Origin of the sequence: Sphingobium soli (genome assembly GCF_020782245.1) — a bacterium.
GTDB classification, from domain to species: Bacteria; Pseudomonadota; Alphaproteobacteria; order Sphingomonadales; family Sphingomonadaceae; genus Sphingobium; species Sphingobium soli.
On sequence record NZ_JAJGNP010000014.1, the window covers coordinates 79309 to 100589 of the forward strand.

18 protein-coding genes are annotated in these 21281 nt (G+C 67.1%); 16 read left to right on the top strand and 2 right to left on the bottom strand.

What is annotated here, in order from left to right; genetic code table 11:
* Positions 1-46 precede the first annotated feature (46 nt).
* Positions 47-997 (bottom strand): hypothetical protein, encoded by a 951-nt coding sequence (locus tag LL253_RS15140; protein WP_051743944.1) that lies wholly within the window; start codon positions 995-997, stop codon positions 47-49.
* Positions 998-1451: 454 nt separating this feature from the next.
* Here LL253_RS15140 and LL253_RS15145 point away from each other — a divergent pair, with 454 nt between their 5' ends.
* From LL253_RS15145 to LL253_RS15175, 7 genes are all read left to right on the top strand, one after another.
* A complete protein-coding gene (locus LL253_RS15145) occupies positions 1452-2369 on the top strand; it encodes a recombinase family protein (RefSeq protein WP_086491625.1) in 918 nt (305 codons plus the stop codon).
* A 282-nt stretch (positions 2370-2651) separates the two neighbouring features.
* A complete protein-coding gene (locus LL253_RS15150; RefSeq protein WP_008830048.1) occupies positions 2652-3071 on the top strand; it encodes a hypothetical protein in 420 nt (139 codons plus the stop codon).
* Positions 3072-3207: 136 nt separating this feature from the next.
* On the top strand, positions 3208-4188 hold the full coding sequence (locus LL253_RS15155) for an efflux RND transporter periplasmic adaptor subunit (RefSeq protein ID WP_207080769.1): 981 nt from the start codon (positions 3208-3210) through the stop codon (positions 4186-4188).
* Entirely contained in the window at positions 4188-7289 is a 3102-nt protein-coding gene (locus LL253_RS15160; protein ID WP_207080770.1) for an efflux RND transporter permease subunit, read from the top strand. The genes LL253_RS15155 and LL253_RS15160 overlap by 1 nt, the downstream gene beginning before the upstream one ends.
* Positions 7286-8668, top strand: coding sequence for an efflux transporter outer membrane subunit (locus LL253_RS15165; RefSeq protein ID WP_207080771.1), 1383 nt, complete (start codon positions 7286-7288; stop codon positions 8666-8668). Before LL253_RS15160 ends, LL253_RS15165 begins: the two co-directional genes overlap by 4 nt.
* A gap of 9 nt (positions 8669-8677) precedes the next feature.
* Positions 8678-9352 (top strand): response regulator transcription factor, encoded by a 675-nt coding sequence (locus LL253_RS15170; RefSeq protein ID WP_207080772.1) that lies wholly within the window; start codon positions 8678-8680, stop codon positions 9350-9352.
* Between the two features lie 13 nt (positions 9353-9365).
* The gene (locus tag LL253_RS15175) at positions 9366-10712 is read left to right on the top strand and encodes a HAMP domain-containing sensor histidine kinase (protein WP_207080773.1); all 1347 of its coding nucleotides are present in this window, start codon (positions 9366-9368) and stop codon (positions 10710-10712) included.
* 49 nt (positions 10713-10761) lie between these two features.
* On the opposite strand, the gene LL253_RS15180 is transcribed toward LL253_RS15175, so the two are convergent.
* Positions 10762-11766 (bottom strand): endonuclease/exonuclease/phosphatase family protein, encoded by a 1005-nt coding sequence (locus LL253_RS15180; protein WP_207080774.1) that lies wholly within the window; start codon positions 11764-11766, stop codon positions 10762-10764.
* Positions 11767-11931: 165 nt separating this feature from the next.
* Here LL253_RS15180 and LL253_RS15185 point away from each other — a divergent pair, with 165 nt between their 5' ends.
* From LL253_RS15185 to LL253_RS15225, 9 genes are all read left to right on the top strand, one after another.
* Positions 11932-12630 carry a hypothetical protein gene (locus tag LL253_RS15185; RefSeq protein WP_228222234.1) on the top strand — a complete coding sequence of 233 codons (699 nt, stop codon included), beginning with the start codon at positions 11932-11934 and terminating at the stop codon, positions 12628-12630.
* A gap of 90 nt (positions 12631-12720) precedes the next feature.
* The gene (locus tag LL253_RS15190; protein ID WP_207080776.1) at positions 12721-13344 is read left to right on the top strand and encodes an RNA polymerase sigma factor; all 624 of its coding nucleotides are present in this window, start codon (positions 12721-12723) and stop codon (positions 13342-13344) included.
* Complete coding sequence (locus tag LL253_RS15195; protein WP_207080777.1) at positions 13328-14275, top strand: FecR family protein; 948 nt, start codon at positions 13328-13330, stop codon at positions 14273-14275. Before LL253_RS15190 ends, LL253_RS15195 begins: the two co-directional genes overlap by 17 nt.
* The gene (locus LL253_RS15200) at positions 14253-16628 is read left to right on the top strand and encodes a TonB-dependent receptor domain-containing protein (RefSeq protein ID WP_228222235.1); all 2376 of its coding nucleotides are present in this window, start codon (positions 14253-14255) and stop codon (positions 16626-16628) included. Before LL253_RS15195 ends, LL253_RS15200 begins: the two co-directional genes overlap by 23 nt.
* Positions 16615-17361 carry a DUF2334 domain-containing protein gene (locus LL253_RS15205; RefSeq protein WP_207080778.1) on the top strand — a complete coding sequence of 249 codons (747 nt, stop codon included), beginning with the start codon at positions 16615-16617 and terminating at the stop codon, positions 17359-17361. The genes LL253_RS15200 and LL253_RS15205 overlap by 14 nt, the downstream gene beginning before the upstream one ends.
* Positions 17362-17413: 52 nt before the next feature.
* A complete protein-coding gene (locus LL253_RS15210) occupies positions 17414-18583 on the top strand; it encodes a glycosyltransferase (protein WP_008828753.1) in 1170 nt (389 codons plus the stop codon).
* A gap of 46 nt (positions 18584-18629) precedes the next feature.
* Positions 18630-19559: a hypothetical protein gene (locus LL253_RS15215; RefSeq protein WP_228227688.1), complete on the top strand. Its 930-nt coding sequence runs from the start codon at positions 18630-18632 to the stop codon at positions 19557-19559.
* Positions 19553-20083: a DUF2141 domain-containing protein gene (locus LL253_RS15220; protein ID WP_207080780.1), complete on the top strand. Its 531-nt coding sequence runs from the start codon at positions 19553-19555 to the stop codon at positions 20081-20083. The genes LL253_RS15215 and LL253_RS15220 overlap by 7 nt, the downstream gene beginning before the upstream one ends.
* A 3-nt stretch (positions 20084-20086) precedes the next feature.
* Entirely contained in the window at positions 20087-21241 is a 1155-nt protein-coding gene (locus LL253_RS15225; RefSeq protein ID WP_207080781.1) for a glycosyltransferase, read from the top strand.
* Positions 21242-21281 lie beyond the last annotated feature (40 nt).

Genomic DNA, 21281 nt, shown 5'->3' on the forward strand with positions numbered 1-21281 from the left:
GCAAAACAAGCGAGACGGCGTTTCAGTACGGAGGGCGTCCCGGTCGCTATTCGGCCCGCAGCCGGCGCTGCGCGGCAGGCGTGGTGGGCAGCGCCGCGAGGAGCTTTCGGGCACCCTGAGGTGTCACAGACAGCAGCTTCGAAACGGAGGATGCCTGGAGCCCTGGATAGGCGATCAATAGGCGCCCGAGAAGCGGCAGGCGACTTCGCTGAGTTGCACCTAAATTGGTGAGCTTGGCGACGTCATGCTCAATTGCGGAAAGCTCGCGGAGCCCCGCCGCGCTGATCTGCCCGATCTCCTTAGCGAGGAACCCGGTCAGCGCGGCAGGGGAAGGGGGCATGAACTTGGGGAGCGGCACCAGTGAGGGGATGATGCGGCTCGTGAAGCCAGCGCGGTAGAGCATGCGAGGAAGAGCGGTCGCGACGAGCCAGTTGCGATCGCGGCAGCGGGGAGGAAGCTCCAACGAGCGTCCGTCGATCGCAACAACCTCCGAGGCGCCGACCGGAAGACGCTCGGTCATTTCGGCAAGAGCGAACACGCGCTCGGCGATGGACCGGAGATCGGCGACGGGGAAGGGTGCATCCGCCGCAGACTTCACCTGACGCCAGAGCGGGCCGAAGTGTGCGAGATCGTCTCCACCATAGCGCTCAGCCTCTGCACGGTCGTCGAGGATGGTTCGGAGAGCATTGAGGGATGCGCGGCCAACCGGGTCTCTGACATCCTCGTCCCGACTTAGTGCGAGGTGGAAAATGGACGCCACCGATATCGGATCGTTGAGACCTTCGGAGGCGCGGGGAGGGGCGCTTCGCCCCGCGATCCAATCCTGCAGGTCGCCGACAGCGATCGGCACGCCGGCGAGACCTGCTAACGCCGCGGCGCCGTGAAGGCGCGATCGCGCAAGGAAAATGTCGGCGCTTGTACTATGATGAAGCCGGCCGTCGAGCCGGCCGAGCAGCAACATTGGGTCATTTGCGCGGCGGTCGACGATCTCCTGCATCGCTCTTACGCTTAGCGCGTGAGGAAACCAAAGTCAGCAGTTGGTTTCGCCTCATGCTATCGTCGAAAAGTTCATATGCGATAATTGCACTTATCATATAAGCGTGTTTGACGTCTTCTATAAGGAAGTGTCGGTTTCAGGATACGACCGGACTCCCCGCCACCGCTGAATTTTCGCTACCAGCCCCGCAAGAATACGGCCGGATTCAGGGAAGAATACCGCCGGACGCCAATGTGCTGCGCGGCAGAGTCCCGGCATTTTCAGGGGCACTTTCTGGCGGTATCCGCAGGCTACGGCCGGCCGGGGCAGGGCCTCTCTCAAGTTCCGTACACTCGGCTCAAATGAACGGGGCGGTAGACGCCTGTCCTACTGAGGGGTGATGGTCAAAGGCAGTTTAGGCGTCTACCTTACGGGGGCAACCGACCGGTTGACCTCGTTAGATGGATTGTGACCAATGCCCCTTATTGGCTACGCCCGCGTATCGACGGACGAACAGGACACGTTCGCGCAGCTCGGGGAGCTTCAGCGCGTGGGCTGCGCAACCATATTTGAGGACCGGGCCAGCGGTGCTAGCCGGAGCCGACCTAAACTAGCCAGCGCGTTCGCAGCGGTAGGGCAGGGGGACACCCTTGTGGTTGTGCGGATTGATCGCCTCGCACGATCGTTGTCGCATTTGCTGGAAATGGTTGAAGGGCTTCGTGCGAAGGGGGCGTATTTTCGCTCGATCGAGGATCCGATCGACACCAGCAGCCCGCAAGGCATGCTGATGACACAGATGCTTGGTGCTTTTGCAGAGTTCGAACGTGCGCTTATTCGCGAGCGTACGCGCGCTGGCCTCAAAGCGGCGGTCGCCCGCGGCGCTAAGCCGGGAAATCCGAAAATGCGCGCACGAGATCCCTCAGCAATCGATGACTTACGTCACATCCTGAAGGAAAAGCATCTCCACGATCTGATCGATGGCCGGCGGGGTTGGCTGCCGCTCGTTGAGCGCCTGCGGCCGCAGTTGCCCTGGGCGTTGGTGTTGCGGCACATTCAGGCGCTCAAGCCCCCGGTGCGCTCGTTTTCTGAACGCACGCTGGTGAAGGCATGCAGGACGCTTGTTGATGCAGGCTACGCAAATCCTGTCATCCTTGAGACGGCGCCGCGCCTTTCACGTGATACTCGCGTTGCTCTACTTGTTGCCGACAAGCTTAGGAGCGAACCCGACGCGACGCTGCGTGGCATTGCGGCTTGGTTGGGTAAGGATCTGCGAGAGCCAACCCCGCGAGGGGGGATGCAATGGTCACCTGAGGGTGTGAGGCGGGTCATTGTCCAAGCCCGGGATCTAGGTATTCTCCCTAATAGATCGGCGGCCCCGGAAGTCTGTGAATGATCGTAGGACAGCCAGCACGAGATGAGAATTCTGTTAGCGGTCCGGTGCCGGCCTAAGGCGGATCAAACAGTCTGATCCTGGCGTAATTTGGGATATCGCCGCCATTCGCGAGCCTTCCAGGGATCGCAGGTCCCCATTCAACACCCGCCATTCCAGAAACCTTGCCCAACCTTCCAGGAATGCATGACACGGGCCGGTAGGAGACCATCTGGTTCTGCTGGAAGGTGGCAATATCGGTCTCAACGCGCGCTTCTGAGCCCGCAGCATGATCGGTCTGGATCGATGATCCACGTCGCTAAACTGTCGCCGATCGAGAAGCTGGCGATCGACCTGATCCGGGGCTGCCGACCGGCACGCCTCGGGTCGGACGACTGCCGGGATTTCGTCCGGCTTGCGCGTGCGGCGAAGGGGGCAGGGATGGTCATCTCCGCCCTCGACTGCCCTTATCTGGGCGATGACGAGGCAACGCTGCTCGGTTGTCTGGCGCTGCTCCAGCGCCAGCGCGCGATCCTTGCGCTGGATCTCGATCCGCAACTGCTGCGCCATCTTGCACGCGGGGCGGAGCGTCTTGCCGGATATGGCGGCAGGCTCGAATATCGCAACGTCGCGCGGATATCTCCCGGGGGATCGACGCGCCGAAAGCGTGCGTGGCGAAGCAGGAGCGCGCCCGCACCCACAGTCGCGCAGGATCATCTGCATTGAGAATGCGGGCTGGCTGCGACCAGCCTTGATCATTGGCCCTTGATCATTGGCCCGTGCTCATGACTCTTTACGAACATTGGGATTTTGTATGGTTGCCTCCAGAATCGCCCAATGTGTGTCTGCTAGCGCCCTGAGCATGCGCCATCTTGCTCTCCTGATCCTGCCTCTCGCCGTGTCTGCCTGCGGTCAAACGGCATCCAAGCCGTCCACGCCGCCCGCCCATGCGGAGCTGATCGCGAACGAAGCCGAACTCCTGAAACTCACCCTGACGCCCAAGGCGCAGCAGCGCTTGGGGATCGAGACCACGACGGTCGGCGGCGGCTCGGCCGCGCAGATGCGGCAGGTGACCGGCGAGATCGTCGTGCCGCCGACGAGCGCGGGCGGCGTGCCCACCAATTCGCTCACCAACCTGCAGCAGATCGGATCGCAGCAGGCGGTGGCCGACGGCGAAGTGGCGCGCACCGAGGCACAGGCCCGGCTCGCCCGCATTGCCCTGACCCGCGCCGAGGCACTCGTGCGTGAGGAAGCCGGAAGTGTGCGCGCCCGTGACGAGGCCGCTGCCGCCCATGCCGCCGCGCAGGCCGCGCTCGGCGCCGCGCGCCAGCAGCGCAGGCTGCTCGGCCCGGCGGTCGCGACGCTCGGCACCCAATCGACGCTCTGGGTTCGCGCATCGGTCTTCGCCAGCGACGTCGGCGCGGTGCTGCGCGGGAGCGAGGCCATGATCCGCCCGCTCGGCGGGAACGGAGAAGGCAGGAGTGCACGCCCGGTCCAGGCGCCGCCCTCCGCCGACAGCGTGGCGGGCACCGTCGATCTCTATTATGCCGTGAACAACGGCGACCGCGCGTTGCGCGTCGGTCAGCGCGTCGCGGTCGAACTGCCTCTGGCCGGGCGCACGCAGGGCCTTTCAGTCCCGTCCTCGGCCATCGTGCGTGACATCTACGGCGGCGAATGGGTCTACCAGAAGACCGGCGCCGATACTTTCGTGCGCCAGCGCGTGGAGGTCGCCTCGGAAAGCAGCGGCCAGGCGCTGCTCGCGCGCGGGCTCAAGGCCGGGGCGCTGGTCGTGACCGTCGGCACTGCGGAACTCTTCGGCACCGAGTTCGGGGCGGCGCACTGATGCTGGCCGGTCTCGTTCGCTTCGCGCTGGTCCAGCGCGTCCTCGTGCTCGCCCTTGCGGCGCTGCTGGTGGTCCTCGGCATCCGCGCCGGGCGCGATGTCCCGCTCGACGTGTTCCCCGAATTCGCCCCGCCCATGGTCGAGATCCAGACCGAGGCGCCCGGCCTTTCCACCGAGGAAGTCGAAAGCCTCGTCACCGTGCCGATCGAGACTGCGGTGAACGGGGTGCCGGACCTGATGACGCTGCGCTCCAAGTCGGTGCTCGGCCTGTCGTCAGTCCAGATCCTGTTCGATCGCGGCACCGACGTCATGCGTGCGCGGCAGATCGTCGGCGAGCGTATCGCGCAAGTGCAGGCGCGCCTGCCGCTGGCGGCCCGACAGCCGGTGCTGATGCCGCCGCTGTCCTCGACCAGCCGGGCGATGAAGATCGGGCTCATTTCCACCAGGCTCGACCAGATGAAGCTGTCCGAACTGGTGCGCTGGACGATCCGGCCCCGCCTGATGGCCGTGCCCGGCGTCGCCAACGTGGCGGTCTGGGGCCAGCGCGACCGGCAGCTGCAGGTGCTCGTCGATCCCGACCGTCTGCGCGCCTCAGGCGTGACCCTTGCCGAAGTGCGCGCCGCTGCGGGCGATGCGGTGCTGGTGGGCGGGGGCGGCTTCGTCGATACCCCGAACCAGCGCATCGCCGTGCAGCAGGCGGGCATGGTGCAGGACGCGGCCCAGCTGGGTCAGGCGATCGTCAGGCAGTCCGGCGATGCGCCGGTCCGCCTGTCCGATGTCGCTCGCGTGGTGGACGGCCATGCGCCGCCGATCGGCAACGCGATCATCGACGACGTGCCCGGCATCATGCTGATCGTCGAGAAACAGCCGACCGCCAACACGCTGGAAATGACCCGCGCGGTCGAGGCCGCCATCGCCGAACTGAAGCCGGGCCTGACCGACGTGAAGATCGACACCACGATCTTCCGCCCGGCCACCTTCATCGAACGCTCGATAGACAACCTGACCCGCGCCCTGCTGATCGGCTGCGCGCTGGTGGCGGCGGTGCTGTTCCTGTTCACGCGCGACTGGCGGCAGGCGGTCATCAGCCTGACGGCGATTCCCCTGTCGCTTCTGGGCGCCGGGCTGGTGCTGCTGTGGAGCGGGGCGACGATCAACGTCATGGTGATCGCCGGCCTCGTCATCGCGCTGGGCGAAGTGGTGGACGATGCCATCATCGACGTCGAGAACATCGCCCGCCGCCTGCGCCTCAACCGCGAGACGGCGCATCCGAAGCCGGCCTTCGAGGTGGTCCTCGCCGCCTCGCTGGAGGTGCGCTCGGCGGTGGTCTTCGCCTCGCTCATCGTCATGCTGGTGTTCCTGCCGATCTTCTTCCTCGGCGGGCTGGCGGGGACGTTCTTCCAGCCGCTGGCGATCGCCTACGTGCTGGCGATCGGGGCCTCGCTGCTGGTGGCGTTGACGGTGACCCCGGCGATGTGCCTGCTGCTCCTGCCCCGGGCGCCGCTGACCGAGGAGCGCGACACGCGCTTCGTCGGCTGGCTCAAGGGCCGCTACGCCCGCATCCTGCCGCGTGCGGTGGTGCGCCCCAAGGCGGCGATCGGCGTGGTGGCGGGCGGCCTGCTGCTCTCGGGGCTGGGCTACATGACCTTCAAGGACCAGTTCCTGCCCGACTTTCGCGAGACCGACTTCCTGATGCACTTCGTCGAGAAGCCGGGCACCTCGATCGAGGCGATGGACCGGATCACCATCCGCGCGTCGAAGGAACTGCGCTCCATCCCCGGCGTGCGCAATTTCGGCGCGCACATCGGCCGCGCCGAGCAGGCCGACGAGGTCGTCGGCCCCAACTTCACCGAACTGTGGATCAGCCTTGACGAGAAAGCCGACTACGACGGCTCGGTCGCCAGGATCAAGGAAGTGGTCGACGGCTATCCCGGCCTGTTCCGTGACGTGCTGACGTACTTGCGCGAGCGCATCAAGGAAGTGCTCACCGGCGCCGGGGCCACCGTGGTGGTGCGCATCTACGGCCCGGAGCAGGAGGAATTGCGCGCCGCCGGGCAGCGCGTGCGCGATGCGGTTTCCGGCATTCCCGGCGTCGCGGACCTCAAGCTGGAGAGCCAGGTGCTGGTCGCCCAGCTACGCATCCGTCCGCGTCCCGAGGATCTGGGGCGGTTCGGTCTGACCGCAGGCGAGGTGCGCCGTCAGGCGCAGACGCTGGTGGCGCAGCAGAAGGTCGGCGAGATATACCGCGACCAGCGCGCCTTCGACGTCGCGCTATGGGGCGAGCCCGAGGTGCGCGGCAATATCCACGCGCTGCGCGACCTGATGATCCAGTCGCCTGCCGGTGCGCCCGTGCGCCTCGCCGACATCGCCGACATCGAAGTGGTGCCCGCGCCCAACGAAGTGAAGCGGGAGAACGGCCAGCGGCGCCTTGACGTGACGCTCAATGTTTCGGGCGCGGACCTCGGCACGGTGGCGCGCGGGGTCGAGGCGGCGGTCGCCAAAGTGCCTTTCGTCAGCGGCTATCACCCCGAAGTGCTGGGCGAATATGCCGCGCTGAAGGAATCGCGCCAGCGGCTCTGGACCACGGGGGCGCTGTGCCTGATCGGCGTGCTGCTGCTGGTGTGGATCGAGTTCCGCTCGCGCCGGATCACTGCGCTGGTGGGCGTCAGCCTGCCGTTCGCACTCGTCGGCGGGGTCGTCGCGGTGGCGCTGACGGGCGGGGTGCTCTCGCTCGGCTCGCTGGTCGGCTTCGTCACCGTGATCGGCATCGCCGCGCGCAACGGGATCATGCTGCTGTCGCACTATCGCCATCTGGAGCGCGAGGAGGGGATGGCGTTCGGCCGCGACCTCGTCCTGCGCGGGGCGGAAGAGCGGCTGGTGCCGATCCTGATGACGGCGGCCTGCGCGGGGCTGGCGCTGGTGCCGCTGATCGTCGCGGGCAATGCGCCGGGGCACGAGATCGAGCACCCGATGGCGATCGTCATCCTCGGCGGCCTGATCTCCTCTACCGTGCTCAACCTGTTCCTGATGCCCGCGCTATATGCGCGCTACGGGGAGGAGAAGCGCACGCCGCCCGCGCAGGTTCAGGAGGTGCCGGCATGACGCGCCGCATTTCGCTCGCCGCGCCGCTGCTGGCGCTTGCCTTGTCCGCCTGCATGGGCGCGGGGATGCCGCCGAAGACCGTGATTCCGCAAGCTGCGGGCGGTGCTTTCGCGGAGGTTCCGGTCGCCTCGATCGCGCCGGTGCCGGAAGACTGGTGGCGCCTCTACGACGATCCGCAGCTCGACGCGCTGGTCATGGCCAGCCTTGCCGCCAACGCCGACTTGCGCGTCGCCTACGCCAACCTCGACGGTGCCCGCGCGGCCTTGCGACAGGCCCGGGCCGCGCGCCTGCCGACGACCACGGTGGAAAGCGCGCTGACGCTGGACAACCCCAGCAATCAGCCGAGCGCCGCCTCGGTCTCCGCCAGCGACTGGGACATCGCCGCCACCGCGAGCTGGGATATCGACCTGTTCGGCCGCCTGCGCTCGGGTGCTCTTGCCGCGCGCGCCGATGCCGAGGCGCAGGCCGCTGCGCTCGACGGCGTCCAGGTGGCGGTGGTTGCCGATACCGTGCAGGCCTATGTCGAATTCTGTGCCGCGACCCGCGCGACGGCCGAGGCCAAGTCGGTCGCCGCCGCGCAAGAGCGCTCGGTGGCGCTGGTGAAGGAGCAACTGGCCGCAGGCGAAGTCTCGCCGCTCGAAGTCTCGCAAGTCGCGGCCCTGTCGGCATCGACGCGCGCGGCTATCGCGCCTTTCGAGGCGCAGCGGATGAACGCACTCTACCGCATCGCCACGTTGCAGGGGCGCCCTCCTGCAGAAGCGCGCGGGTTCGCGCTGGCCTGCGAGGCGGCGCCGCGTCTGAAAGGGGCGCTGCCCGTCGGCGACGGCACCGCGCTGCTGCTGCGCCGCCCCGACGTGCGCGAGGCGGAGCGCAAGCTGGCCACCGCCAGTGCCCGCGTCGGCGTGGCCCGGGCGGACTTCTACCCCCGGGTCAATCTCGGCGGCGCGCTCGGCCTGCTGGCGGGCGGGTTCGATGCGGTCGCTTCGCCGCTGATCAGCTGGGCATTCCCCAACATGGCCCCGGCGCGCGCGAAGATGGCGCAGGCCCGCGCGTCCGAACAGGCAGCGCTGGCCGGTTGGGACGTCGCCATGCTCAGGGCTCTGCGCGAGGTCGAGACCGGGCTCGCCAGCTATGAGGCGGAGATGCGCCGCAACCGCGACCTTGCCGAAGCGCAGAGCCAGGCGCAGGATTATGCGCGGCGCACCGCCGCGCGCGTGCGCTACGGCGATGCTGCGGGATTGCTGCAGGTCGATGCGGAGCGCACCCTCGCCACCGCCCGGCTCGCCCGGGTGCAGAGCGACATGGCGCTGGCGCAGGCCGAGGTCACGCTGTTCCGCGCGCTCGGAGGTGGCTGGCGCGGCGGGGCACAGGCGCGCTAGGCTGGCCTGATGCGAATCCTGATCGTCGAAGATGACCAAGACACCCTGCGCTTCATCGCCAAGGGGCTGGAGGAGGCGGGCCACGCCGTCATGCTCGCTTCGGACGGGACCGAGGGGTTGTACCATGCCGCCGGTGGCGGGTTCGACGTGGTCGTCGTGGACCGGATGCTGCCGGGGCTCGACGGGCTGTCACTGCTCAAGGCGCTGCGGGCGACCGGGGATGCGACGCCGGTGCTTATGCTCACCGCGCTGGGCAGCATCGCCGACCGGGTGAACGGGCTGGAGGCGGGCGCGGACGACTATCTCGTCAAGCCCTTCGCCTTCTCCGAGCTGAGCGCGCGGATCAATGCGCTGGGGCGGCGCACCCATGCCCGGATCGAGGCGCGGCGGCTCAGCGTCGGCGACATCGTGCTGGACCTCGACAGCCGCACGGTCGAGCGCGGCGGCAAGCGGGTGGCCCTGCAACCGCGCGAATTCAGTCTGCTGGCCGAACTGATGCGCAACCCGCGCCGGGTGGTGACGCGCACGATGCTGCTGGAGCGGGTGTGGGATTTCGACTTCGATCCCAAGACCAACATCGTCGACACGCACATGAGCCGCCTGCGCTCCAAGCTCAACGCCGGGTTCGAGGAGGACGCGATCGAGACCGTGCGCGGCTCGGGCTACATGATGCGGGCCGGGTGACGTGGGAGCTGTGATGCTGGGCAAGGCGTGGAAGACGACGACCGGGCTTGTCGCCATCGTCGGCCTCGTCTTCGCGCTGGCGATCGTGGCGATCGGCGCGATCTCGTATGAAGTCACGCACGAAGCGCTGGAGCAGCAGCTCGATCACCGCATTTCCGCCGAAACCGCGGGTCTGCTCGCCGAGGCGCACAGGCGCGGACTGCCCGCGATCGCCTCCGCCATCGCGCGGCGCGAGGCGTCCCGGTCCACCGCGAGCCTCGACTACCTGCTGGTGGACGATGCCGGAACGCGGGTTGCGGGACAGATGCAGGCGCAAGTGCCTTCGAAGGCCGGGTTCGAGGAGTTCCTGCACTATCGCAAGCCCGGGGCATCCGAAGACGGCATCGCGCAGGCGCTGACGACGAAAGTGGCGGGAGGCACGCTCGTGGTAGCGGCCGACCGTTCGGGCCTTGATGAGATCGACCGGACGCTGGGTTCCCTGTTCGCGGCGGCCCTTGCGGCCTTGCTGGTGGTCGGCGCGGTTGCCGCCGGGATCATCGGCTGGCTGACACAACACCGGCTCGAACGTATCGACGCGACCGCACGGGCGATCATCGGGGGCGACTTTGCCCGGCGCGTTCCGCGCGACGGATCGGGCAGCGAATTCGACCGGCTCGCGGGCACGCTCAACGCGATGCTGGACCGTATCGAGGGGCTGATGGAGAACCTGCGGCAAGTTTCCAGCGACGTCGCCCATGACTTGCGCACGCCTCTGACCCGCCTGTGTTCAAGTCTCGATCAGGCGGCGCAGGAGAGCGATGAGCAGGTCCGATCGGAACGGCTCGACAGTGCCCGCGCACAGGCAGCCGAACTGCTGGAGATCTTCGCCGCCCTGCTGCGCATCGCCGAGATCGAGGGCATGAGCGAACGGTTGCCGCGCGAACACCTCGACCTCTCCACATTGCTCGAAAGGATGGCGGAGAGCTATCGGCCCGACTTCGAGGATAGCGGGCGGTCGTTGCATCTGGTTCTTGCGCAGGAAATGCAGGCCGAAGGCGACCGGCGCCTTCTCGATCAGGCCCTTGCGAACCTGCTCGACAACGCCTTGCGGCATACCCCAGTGGGCACCGACGTCACGATCAGCGGCGAACGGGTGACGGACGGGGTGAAGGTGACCGTCGCGGACGACGGGCCGGGGGTGCCGGTGCAGCACAGAGCCCGCCTGTTCGACCGCTTCGCCCGCGCGGAATCGGCGCGCTCGACGCCGGGCCACGGGCTTGGGCTGGCGATGGTACGGGCGATCGCCTTGGCCCATGGCGGCGACGCCCGGATCCTCGACGATCGGCACGGCTTCGCCGTCGAGATCAGGATCCGGGGATGATCTCTCGGATGCAGACTATTCTTCCAGTTCGACGGGCATCGGCGAGGCTTCAGCGAACCGCGTAGCTGGCGATGAAACCCAGATGGTCCGACAATCGGTTGCCGCCGTTGTCGATCCCGAACGGTACTTCCAGATCGCGCAGGACCAGTCCGTCGTCGGCGCCTGCGCGGAAATACTGCTTGTCCTTGGCGCGCGAAAGAATCGCGGTACGGTCACGCGAGGTCATCCCCGTGGTATCGATCGCGTTCGCCAGCGCCGTCGCTTCGCGCGCGCCGGGGACGATGCCGCCCTGGGCCGCCTCGGCCGCGATACGGCGGGGGTCATGGCCGAGGTTGAAATCCCCGCCGAAGATGATGCCCGCGTCGGCAGGCACGTTGGCGCGGATGAATTGCCGCGCGGCGGCGACTTGCAGCCCGTAGGCCGTGTTGGCGCGATTCACATCGACACCGGACGCCTTGCGCGAGTTGAGATGCGTGTCGGCGATGGCGACGGGGGTGTCGTGGCCCGGCACCTTGATCCACGCAAGCAGCACGCCCTTGGCGGCAAGGCAGTCGAAGCCCGCGCACATGTCGGCGGGAAACGCCATCTTGCGCGTGCGGATGATGGGATAGTCGGACAGGATCACGAGCCCGCTGTCCACCCATTTGCCGAGGCTTTCTCCCTTGAACCAGGAAGCGCCCCCGGCGAGATCGACAGGTGCGGTCCCCACGTCCGCGATCTGCGGCCCCAGCGCGACATGGGCATAACCGGCGGCCCGGGCGATGGCCTTGGCCTCCGGAATGAAGGCTTCCTGAAGCAGGACGACGTGCGGCTGCACTCCGGCACGGCGCAGGTATCCGAGCCGCTGCCCGATTTCGGCAAGTTTGTCCGCGCGGCCGTAAGCGGCGGGAAAGGGCAGTCCCTTCACGTTGTAGGTCATGACCGAAAGCGTGCCCGCCACATGCGGACGGGCGTGCACCGGCTCGGGCGAGACGGCGGCGGGGGAAGGCAGGGACAAGTTCAGGGCGAGGATTCCCGCCAGGGTGGCGACGGTCAACATGCGCAGGCGCTTCACGCGAGATACTCCCACAGGTTCACGCAGTAGACCCCGCGGTCCGGCGTGACCCGCACCTTCGAAATTCGATGTGCGGTTCCCTGCAGGCGACGGAGTCCCAGCATTGTCCCGGGTTTGTCGGACAGCAACGGAAGGGAAGCGGCGCGGATGCGCGGAACCGGAACCTTGAGTCTATTTTGCGTGCTGGCGGCGGCGGCGGCTGCGCCGACCGGTGCGGAGGCACGCTCTGCAAAGATGCACGGTGCCCGCGCGGTCTCGCTGCTGCCTGAACAAGTGCGCTGGAGCGGGCACGATCGCGGCGTCGTGGATCGCGGGAAGGCCGTCAGTCTGGCGGTCGATGGCGGAGATGCGGGCTGGAGCTTCGACTACCTGTCCCTGCGATCCTCACGCGATGGCGACGTGGACTGCTGCGCGTCGGGCGATCATTTCAGCGATCATCAGGCAGGGCTGCGCGCATGGCACGCCGTGGGCGACGGGGACACCGTCGGACTACGCGCCGATATCGGCAAGGCGGGGCGTCGCAGCATGTCTCCCGCGGTGCTTCCCGCGAAATCGACGGCGGGCTACGCATCGGCGCAGGTGACCTGGGATCATCGCGGCCAGTGGTCGGTCTCGACCGGATGGTTCCGGCAGGGCGGCTGGGGTGGCCGGCAGATGGACCTCGATGTGATACGGATGGGCAACGGCGAACCGGCGGCGGCACGCGGTGTGCGCGCCGCCTTGCGGATGAACCTGAGCGACGGGGGTGACGACGCGCGCACCTGGCTGATGCTGGAGGCTCGCGAGGGCCGCCGCGCGGTCGGCGCCGGAACGGGAATGCGCCATGCGAGCGACGTCGGGCTTACCCTGACGTCGATGTTCTGAATGGGCGCGATGATGACACCGGCGGCTCGTTCGCGTAAGGGTCTGCTCCGCCCTGGAGGGGAGACTGCATTTGCCAAGGCTGGACGGGCAATGACATCCGATGGCCACGAAGTTCCGGTCGATGCCGGCCTGCGCCAGTTGTGCCTGACGCTGCGGCCCGAACTGCGCCGGTTCCTGCTGGCGCGCCGTGTCAGCGAGACGGACGTCGATGACCTGTTGCAGGACCTGTTTCTCCGGGTGGAGACGAGTGTGACCGGACCGGTACGCTCGCCGCGGGCCTATCTCTACCAGATGCTCAACAACATGGCGCATACCCGCCGCCGTACCGAAGCGCGGCAGCAGGCTCGCGATGCGGACTGGCTCGGTGCGCCGTCCGGCCTGGCTGCGACGGATATCGAGATGGCGGATCTCGCTCCAGACCAGGAGACGACGCTGCTCGCCCGCGATCATCTGGCTCGCGTGGAAGCGCGGCTGGCAAAGCTGCCGGAACGCACGGCCTACGTCTTCCGGCAATACCGCATCGAAGGCGTGTCGCAGAAGGAGATCGCGCGCGATCTCGGCATCAGCCTGAGCGCGGTCGAAAAACATCTCCAGCGCGCCTATGGCGCCGTACTGGAAATCCGCAATCGTCTGAACCCGGAGGCGATGCCGCCGACCGGTGCAGGCGGGACAGTCCTCGACACTGCAGGAGGCACCGATGCAGCCGCTCGCTGAACAGACCATGCGCGATGCAGCGATCGCCTGGCACTTGCGCCTGACTGACGGTTCGGACGCGGACTGGGGCGGTTTCGCCGACTGGCTCGAAGCCGATCCGCGCCACAACGACATCTACGAAGCCGTCTGCGACGCCGACCTGGCGCTGGAGCCGGCGGTGGAGATCGCCCGCGAAGCGCCCGCTGAAGTCGAGGTCGATCCGTTCCCGGAGATGGCGCAGCTGCGCCCCGCACGCCGCTGGATGTGGCCTGCAATGGCCGCTTCCGTCGCTTTCGCAGCGCTGGGCACCTGGGCCGGTTCCGGCCTTCTGTCGAGCGATTATTCGGTGCGTACCGCACCTGGAGAGACCCGGACTTTCGCGCTGTCCGACGGCACGCGTATCGTCCTTAACGGCGGGACGGAGATCGTGCTGGACAAGTCCGATCCTCGGGTCGCCACGCTCAAGGGCGGTGAGGCGCAGTTCACCGTTAGTCATGACGCCGCGCGGCCCTTCACGCTGTCGGTCGGTGACCAGCGCATCGTCGATGTGGGCACCGTATTCAACGTGCGCAGTGGCAAGGACGTGCTGCGGGTCGAAGTGGCCGAAGGCGCGGTGCGCTTCGAGGACGGTATGACTCGTCTGCGCCTGAATGCCGGGGATACGCTCGATGCGGGGAGCGGCAACATCGTCGAAGGTTCGAAGCCGGCGGCGGAGATCGGCGGCTGGACACGCGGACGGCTGGTCTATCACGATGCACCGATGGTTGAGGTCGCGGCGGATATCACCCGCGCGCGGGGCATTGCCGTCGAACTGGGTTCGGATATTTCGCATCGTCGTTTTTCCGGCGTCATTCAGCTTGATGGCGATGACGTCTCCCTCCAAAAGCGCGTCGGCACTCTGCTTGGTTTGAAGGTGACGGCAACTGCCGATGGTTGGTCGATTACGCGGTAGGAGATGGGCGCGCGCAAGCCTGGCAACGGCGGTTGCTCTGGCGCTTCCCGTATCGGTTCAGGCGCGGCCCGCGCAGCAGTTCTCGGTTCCGGCCGGGCGGCTGTCGGACGCACTGATCGTGCTGTCGGAGCAGGCGGGTATCTCGATCGCGATCGGGGACAGCCGCCTCGATACCCTGCGTACGCGCGGGATCAGGGGGCGCTATGACACGGAGCAGGCGCTGGCCGTGCTGCTTGCGGGCAGTGGCTACGGTTTCGTCTTCGTCGATGCCCGGACCGTGAAGCTGGTGCGGCAGGCCCCGGCCCCGCGCAAAAGCACTCCCCGCCCCCCGCGCCCATCCCCGCCTGCGGAGGGTTCCGGCCCCGACATCGTCGTCACCGCGACCAAGCAGCGCCTTGGGCTGCTCGACTACCCTGCCAGTATCTCGGTCGTCGCGCCCGAGCGGACGGAGCTTGCGCGCGCCGGTGGCAAGGGCACCGGCTTCATCCTCGGCAAGCTGCCCCAGCTTTCCTCCACGAACCTGGGGCCGGGCCGCAACAAGGTGTTCATTCGCGGGATCGCCGACAGCAGCTTCAACGGTTCCAGTCAGGCGACGATCAGCCAGTACCTGGGCGAAACGCGTCTGATCTACAGTGCGCCCGATCCCGATCTGGCGCTTTACGACATCGCCCGCGTCGAAGTGCTCGAAGGGCCGCAAGGCACGCTCTACGGTGCGGGGACGCTGGGCGGCATCATCCGGCTGGTGCCCAACGCGCCCGACCTGCAATCCGATACCTTCGACGTGTCCGCAGGCGTTCGCCTGACGCAGGACGGTGCGCCGGGCGGCGACGGGGCGGTGACCGGCAATCTCGTGCTCGCGCGGGGCAAGCTGGCGCTGCGCGCAGTTGCCTACGAAACCGTTGACGGCGGCTATATCGACGATGTCGAGCGGGGCTTGCGCGACATCAACCGCAACAAGACCACGGGCTTCCGCGCCGGTTTGCGCTGGCAGCCGGACGTGGCGTGGACCGTCGACCTGTCGGTCCTCAGCCAGGACATCGCCTCTCGCGACGGGCAATACACCTTGCGGGGTGAGCCGGACCTGACCCGCCGGTCCGCGATCGCGCAACCGTTCGACAACGACTATCGACTCGCCGACCTCACGGTGCGGCGGGACTGGGGCGCGGTGCAGTTGGTGTCCTCCACCGGCTACGCCGATCACACGATCGATTCCACGTTCGACGCGACGCCTGGCGGAGCCGCATTGCCGACCGAGTTCACCGAGGAGATCACCGTGCACCTCCTGTCCCACGAGACGAGATTGTCGGGCAGTTGGGGCGGATCGGGGACCTGGCTGGCCGGGTTCGGCGTCGTGCACAACGACGACCGGGTCGTGCGCAGCATGGGCACGCCCGGCTCGCCGGACCTGCTCACCAGCCTTTCGAACACGACGCTCGACCTGGCCGGGTTCGGGGAAGTCGGGGTGCCGATCACGAAAACGCTCGTGCTGACCGCAGGCGGACGGCTGAGCTACGTGCGGCAGACGAGCCAGTTCATCGGGCAGATGGCCTCCGAGGATTTCGAGCCCGTACGCACCCAGAAGCGGTTCCTTCCCTCTGCCGCGATTTCGTGGACGGCGCGGCCCGGACTGCTCGTCTATGGCCGTTTTCAGCAGGGCTATCGTCCCGGCGGGCTGCAAGTGACGGGTTCCTCCAACTCGCAGAGCGCCGAGCGTTTCGGGGCCGACCGTATCCGCACCGTCGAGGCGGGCGTTCGTTTCGGGATGGAGAAGGATGCCCGCCTCTCGGGAAGCCTTGCGTTCTCGTTGGCGCAGTGGCGGGACGTGCAGGCTGATCTCGTGGGCCTGGACGGGCTGCCCTATATCGCCAACATCGGTTCCGGCCGTGTGAAGAACGTGGCGTTTTCGCTGGCATGGCGCGCTCAGGACCATCTGTCGTTCGAAGCGGCGGGCTTCCTCAATTCCAGCGATTTGTCCAAACCGGCGGCCGCCTTTGCCGACGCCACCGACCGCGACTTGCCCAACATCGCCGACGAAGGCTGGCGCATGGCGACCAAGTACGACCGGGAATTGTCATGGGCGCGGATCACGCTCGACGCAGCGGTACGTTATGTCGGTCATTCCAAGCTCGCGATCCGCGCGCCTTTCGCGCTGGGGCAGGGGCGCTACTACGACGTATCGACGGGCGCGCGACTGGGCTTCGGCAAATGGGGCTTGGCGCTGGACCTCGACAACCTGCTCAATACCCGTGCGAATACATTCGCCTTTGGCAATCCCTTCTCCGTCGCGGACGGACTGCAGCAGACGCCGATGCGTCCGCGCTCGATCAGGATAGGTTTCGATGCAAGTTTCTGAGAAGCGCCTGCTGGCCTCGATCCACGACGTCGCGCCCTGCTTCGAAAGCCAGGTGGACCGGCTTGCCGACCTGATCGAGGCGCGGCTCGGCCCGGCGCGTTATGCCATGCTGGTGGTGCCCGATCACTGGGGCCGTGCTCCGCTTGCCGAGGCGCGCGGGTTCCAGGCCCGGCTGCGTGCCTGGGCGGACAGCGGGGTGGAGATGTTCGTGCATGGCTGGTTCCACCGCGATACCGCCGAGCACAAGGGCGCGGCCAGCCTGAAGGCGCGGCACATGACGGCGGGCGAGGGGGAGTTCCTGGGCCTTTCCCATGCCGAGGCCCTGCAGCGCATGCGCGACGGCAAGGCGCTGGTCGAGGACATCATCGGCAAACCGGCCGCCGGTTTCATCGCGCCCGCCTGGCTCTACGGTCCGGGCGCGATGCAGGCGCTGGGTGAATGCGGCTTTGCTCTGGCCGAGGACCACATGCGCGTGTGGCGACCGGGGCAAGAGGACAAGCCGCTGGCGCGCGGACCGGTAGTCACCTGGGCATCGCGCAGCACGATGCGCACGGCGTCCTCGCTGGCCTTCGCGGCGTTGGCGCGGCCGGCGCTGCAGCCGCTGCGGACCTTGCGGCTGGCGGTCCACCCCGGGGACGTGACCAAGGCCTCGATCGTCGCCAGCATCGATGCCACCTTGCGGGCTTTCTCCCGTCGCCATGTCCCGGGCCGCTACGCCGACCTCCTGAAATAATTTGCATATCCCCGCACCGGGGAGTGCGGGTCCTGTCGGGGCGCGGAGTCCCATGGGCATGACGGAGCCCTTGCGGATCGCAATACCCATCCACAGCTTCGAACCCGGTGGGGTCGAGCGTGTGGCTCTCAATCTGGCTGAACGCTGGCAGCAGACCGGCCACCAGGTGTCCATCGTCCTGGGACGGGACGAAGGCTCGGATCGGGGGCGCGTCAGCGCGCACCTCGACTACCGGATCGTCTCGAGCCGCGTGCCGACCGCGCGGTTCGAGACGCTCTGGATGATCTGGTGCTTCTTCCTGCATCTTTCCCGCGAGCGGGTGGACGTGATCTTCTGCCCCGGCAACACATACGCGATCGTCTGCGTCGCCGCCCGCCTTCTGCTGGGCGAGCGCTGCCCGCCCATCGTGAGCAAGGTGAGCAACGACCTCGTGCGGCGCGACAAGTCGATCTTCCGGCGGCGCGTCTACCAGTTGTGGTTGCGGGTGCAGGGGATGACTCTGGACCGGTTCGTGGCGCTGGCCGAACCCATGCACGGCGAGATCGTCCAATCCATGTCAGTGGGGGCACATCGTGTCACGACCATCCACGATCCGGCGCTCACCGAGGCGCGCTATGACCGTCTCTTGGCGATCCCCCGCATTCAGAGGAGCCGCCATCGCTATCGCTTCCTGGCGCTTTCGCGTCTCGTGCCCCAGAAGAACCTCGAAGTCATGCTGCGGGCCTTCGCCGCCGGCTTCAGGCCGGGCGACGAACTCACGATCGTGGGCGACGGGCCGGAACGGGCGCAACTCGAAGCGCTCGTGCGCGGTCTGGCGATCGAGGAAAAGGTGCGCTTTCGCGGCCATGTGATTGATCCCGACCCTTATCTGCGGGACGCCGACTGCCTTCTGCTTTCCTCGAACTACGAGGGCGTGCCGGCCGTCGTCCTGGAAGCGATCGCCGCCGGGCTTCAGATCGTCGCCACCGACTGTTCCTCCAGCATGAAGGAACTGGCCGGACGAGGGGTGCGCGCCACGCTGGTGCCGGTCGGGGACATCGACGCGATGGCGCGGGAAATTGCGCATGCGGACGAGCTTCCGCGGCCCGGCCCGATGCAGCGCGAGTATTCGCACCGCTTTACTGTCGAGATCGCTGCCGGAGCCTACGTGACGACCATGCGGCGGGCCATTGCTTCGGCCAGACATATGCGGGTCCTGATGGCCTCGCCAACGCTGCGATAATCGCGAACTTCCCCTGGATATCCCGTTCACTCTCAAGGAATTCCTTGTGCTTCAGCCCCCTTCTCTTTCAATGGCGGAACGACCGAACGTCCTGCTTCGCGCGCAGGATACGCTATCGTGGAAGCGCCGGACTGCGCTGTTGCCGGTCCTGTTCTCGATCCTGATCGCGCTTGGGGTGGTCCTCGAGCTGCGCGGCATGGACACGGTGCGGATCCTGTCCATGGTCCCTCGCGATCCGGGCTTCTGGATCGTCTTCGCGCTCAGCTATCTCGCCGGTCCCGGCAGCGAGTGGTTCATCTATCGCCGCTTGTGGCAGCTCCCCGTGGAAGGTTTCGCGGCGCTGCTGCGCAAGCTGGTGTGCAACGAACTTCTGCTCGGCTATCTGGGGGAGGCCTATTTCTATGCCTGGGCGCGCCAGCGCAGCGCCATGACTGCGGCGCCGTTCGGGGCGATCAAGGACGTGTCGATCCTCTCCGCCATGGCGGGCAACGGGGTCACGCTCGTCCTGCTGGTGGTGCTGTGGCCGTTCCTCGGCTCGTCCACCATCGGTTTCGAGAACCGCGCGGTCATGCTTTCGCTGTCGGTAGTGCTGGCGACGTCGATCCTGGCGATGGCGTTCCGGCGCCGGATATTCTCGCTGGACCGCGATGCGCTCTGGTACATCACCATCATGCATCTGTGGCGCATCGTCATCACGACGATCCTCTCGGCGGTGCTGTGGCACATGGTGCTCCCCTCGGTCCCGGCGATGTGGTGGCTGCTGCTGGCGACGATGCGCCTGCTGATCTCGCGCCTGCCGTTCATCCCGAACAAGGACGTGGTCTTCGCAGGGCTTGCCGTCTTCACGCTCGGCCACGAGACCGACATCGCCGCACTCATGACGATGATGGCCTCGGCGATCCTGCTGGTGCACCTTGTCCTGGGGCTCGGTCTGGTGATGTCCGACCTGCTGCGCCGAGCCGTCGACGCATGGTGATCCGCGCCACGTCGCTGCTTGTGACTGCGCTGCTGCTCGGCGCGGCGGCGCTCCCCTCTTCGCCTGACCTGGGCAAGAAGGAAGGGCAATGCCGCCGGGATGAGCAGGGGCCGTCGCTGCTTGTCGATGTCGAGGGACTGAAGGACCGGCAGGGCTCCCTGAAGCTGGAAGTCTATCCCGCCAACGACGAAGACTTCCTGGCGGACGATAACGTCCTGCTCAACGCCGGAAAGGTTTTCCGACGGGTCGAGGTGCCGGTTCCGCAGACAGGAAGTGTCCGCTTGTGCATCCGTGTTCCGGGACCGGGCACATATGCGGTCTCGCTGCTGCATGACAGGGATGGCAATCGCAAGTTCGGATGGACCGTCGATGGCATCGGCTTCTCCGGAAACCCGAAGCTGGGCTGGAGCAAGCCGAAGGCGGCCAGGGTTGCAGTGACAACCGGTGCCGGGCCGACACTGCTGTCCATCTTGATGAACTATCGCAGCGGCCTGGGCGTCGCGCCGCTCAAGCGAAAGGGCTGAGCCTTGAAAATCGTCGATGTCTGCGCCTTTTACAGCCCCCAGGGCGGCGGGGTGCGTACCTATATCGAGCAGAAGCTGCGGATCGGGCCGCAACTCGGCCACGAGATCGTCGTCATCGTCCCGGGCGAGGAACATGCGATCGTCGAGCGCGGCCCCGGCGCATCGATCGTCACGTTGCCGTCCCCGCGCTTCCCGCTGGACCGCAAGTACGGCTACTTCGCCGACGAGGCCGCGCTGCATGCCGCACTGGATGCGCAGAAACCCGATGTGGTGGAGGTCTCGTCGCCCTGGCGCAGTCCGGCCATGGTGGCCCGCTGGCAGGGCAACGCGCGCCGCAGCCTGGTGATGCACGCCGATCCGCTGTCCGCCTACGCCTATCGCTGGTTTGAGCCGTTCCTCGCGCGCTCCCGTATCGATCGCGGGTTCGAGCGCTATTGGGATCACTTGCGCGAACTCGGCGTGGCGTTCGACATGACCGTCTGCGCCAACCACGACCTTGCGGGCCGGCTTCGTGCGGGCGGAGTGTCCGGTGTACGCGTTCATCCGCTCGGCGTCGAAACCGGCGTTTTCACGCCCGAGCGACGTGATCCGGAACTGCGGGCACGGCTTCTGGCCCTGTGCGGCCTTGATCCGAATGCCCGACTGCTGGTGGCGGCGGGCAGGCTGGCGCCGGAAAAGCGCTGGCCGATGGTGGTGGATGCGGTCGTCGCGGCGAGTGCGCAAGTGCCGGTGGGCCTGGTCCTGTTCGGCGAAGGCCGCGAGAAGCGCGCGATCCGCAGCGCTATCGCCGGCAATCCGCACGTCCGCCTGTTCGAGCCCGAGCGCGATCGCTTTGCCTTCGCCGCAATCCTGGCGAGCGCCGATGCCGTCGTCCACGGCTGCGAGGCCGAGACCTTCTGCATGGTCGGCGCCGAAGCACGGGCCAGCGGAACAACCGTGATCGTGCCCGATGCGGGGGGCGCTGCCGATCATGCGCTGAACGGCGGCGGGCTGACCTTCAAGGCCGGCAACCGTTTCTCGCTGGCGAATGCGATCGTGAAATTCTGCGAGAGCCCGCAAATCCCGCAAGGCCAACGCAAGGTCGTCAGCAACCTCCAGCATTTCGAGGGGCTTTTCGCCGCTTACGGGGAACTGCGCCGCAGCGTCAGGGCCGCGTGACGTCGAAAAAATTGTGACGGATGGGGTGCGGGTCTTCGCA

Bases quoted from the DNA above. Each gene is read 5' to 3' on its own strand.
- LL253_RS15140 (WP_051743944.1), bottom strand. From the start codon at position 997: ATGCAGGAGATCGTCGACCGCCGCGCAAATGACCCAATGTTGCTGCTC.
- LL253_RS15145 (WP_086491625.1), top strand. From the start codon at position 1,452: ATGCCCCTTATTGGCTACGCCCGCGTATCGACGGACGAACAGGACACG.
- LL253_RS15150 (WP_008830048.1), top strand. From the start codon at position 2,652: ATGATCCACGTCGCTAAACTGTCGCCGATCGAGAAGCTGGCGATCGAC.
- LL253_RS15155 (WP_207080769.1), top strand. From the start codon at position 3,208: ATGCGCCATCTTGCTCTCCTGATCCTGCCTCTCGCCGTGTCTGCCTGC.
- LL253_RS15160 (WP_207080770.1), top strand. From the start codon at position 4,188: ATGCTGGCCGGTCTCGTTCGCTTCGCGCTGGTCCAGCGCGTCCTCGTG.
- LL253_RS15165 (WP_207080771.1), top strand. From the start codon at position 7,286: ATGACGCGCCGCATTTCGCTCGCCGCGCCGCTGCTGGCGCTTGCCTTG.
- LL253_RS15170 (WP_207080772.1), top strand. From the start codon at position 8,678: ATGCGAATCCTGATCGTCGAAGATGACCAAGACACCCTGCGCTTCATC.
- LL253_RS15175 (WP_207080773.1), top strand. From the start codon at position 9,366: ATGCTGGGCAAGGCGTGGAAGACGACGACCGGGCTTGTCGCCATCGTC.
- LL253_RS15190 (WP_207080776.1), top strand. From the start codon at position 12,721: ATGACATCCGATGGCCACGAAGTTCCGGTCGATGCCGGCCTGCGCCAG.
- LL253_RS15195 (WP_207080777.1), top strand. From the start codon at position 13,328: ATGCAGCCGCTCGCTGAACAGACCATGCGCGATGCAGCGATCGCCTGG.
- LL253_RS15200 (WP_228222235.1), top strand. From the start codon at position 14,253: ATGGTTGGTCGATTACGCGGTAGGAGATGGGCGCGCGCAAGCCTGGCA.
- LL253_RS15205 (WP_207080778.1), top strand. From the start codon at position 16,615: ATGCAAGTTTCTGAGAAGCGCCTGCTGGCCTCGATCCACGACGTCGCG.
- LL253_RS15210 (WP_008828753.1), top strand. From the start codon at position 17,414: ATGGGCATGACGGAGCCCTTGCGGATCGCAATACCCATCCACAGCTTC.
- LL253_RS15220 (WP_207080780.1), top strand. From the start codon at position 19,553: ATGGTGATCCGCGCCACGTCGCTGCTTGTGACTGCGCTGCTGCTCGGC.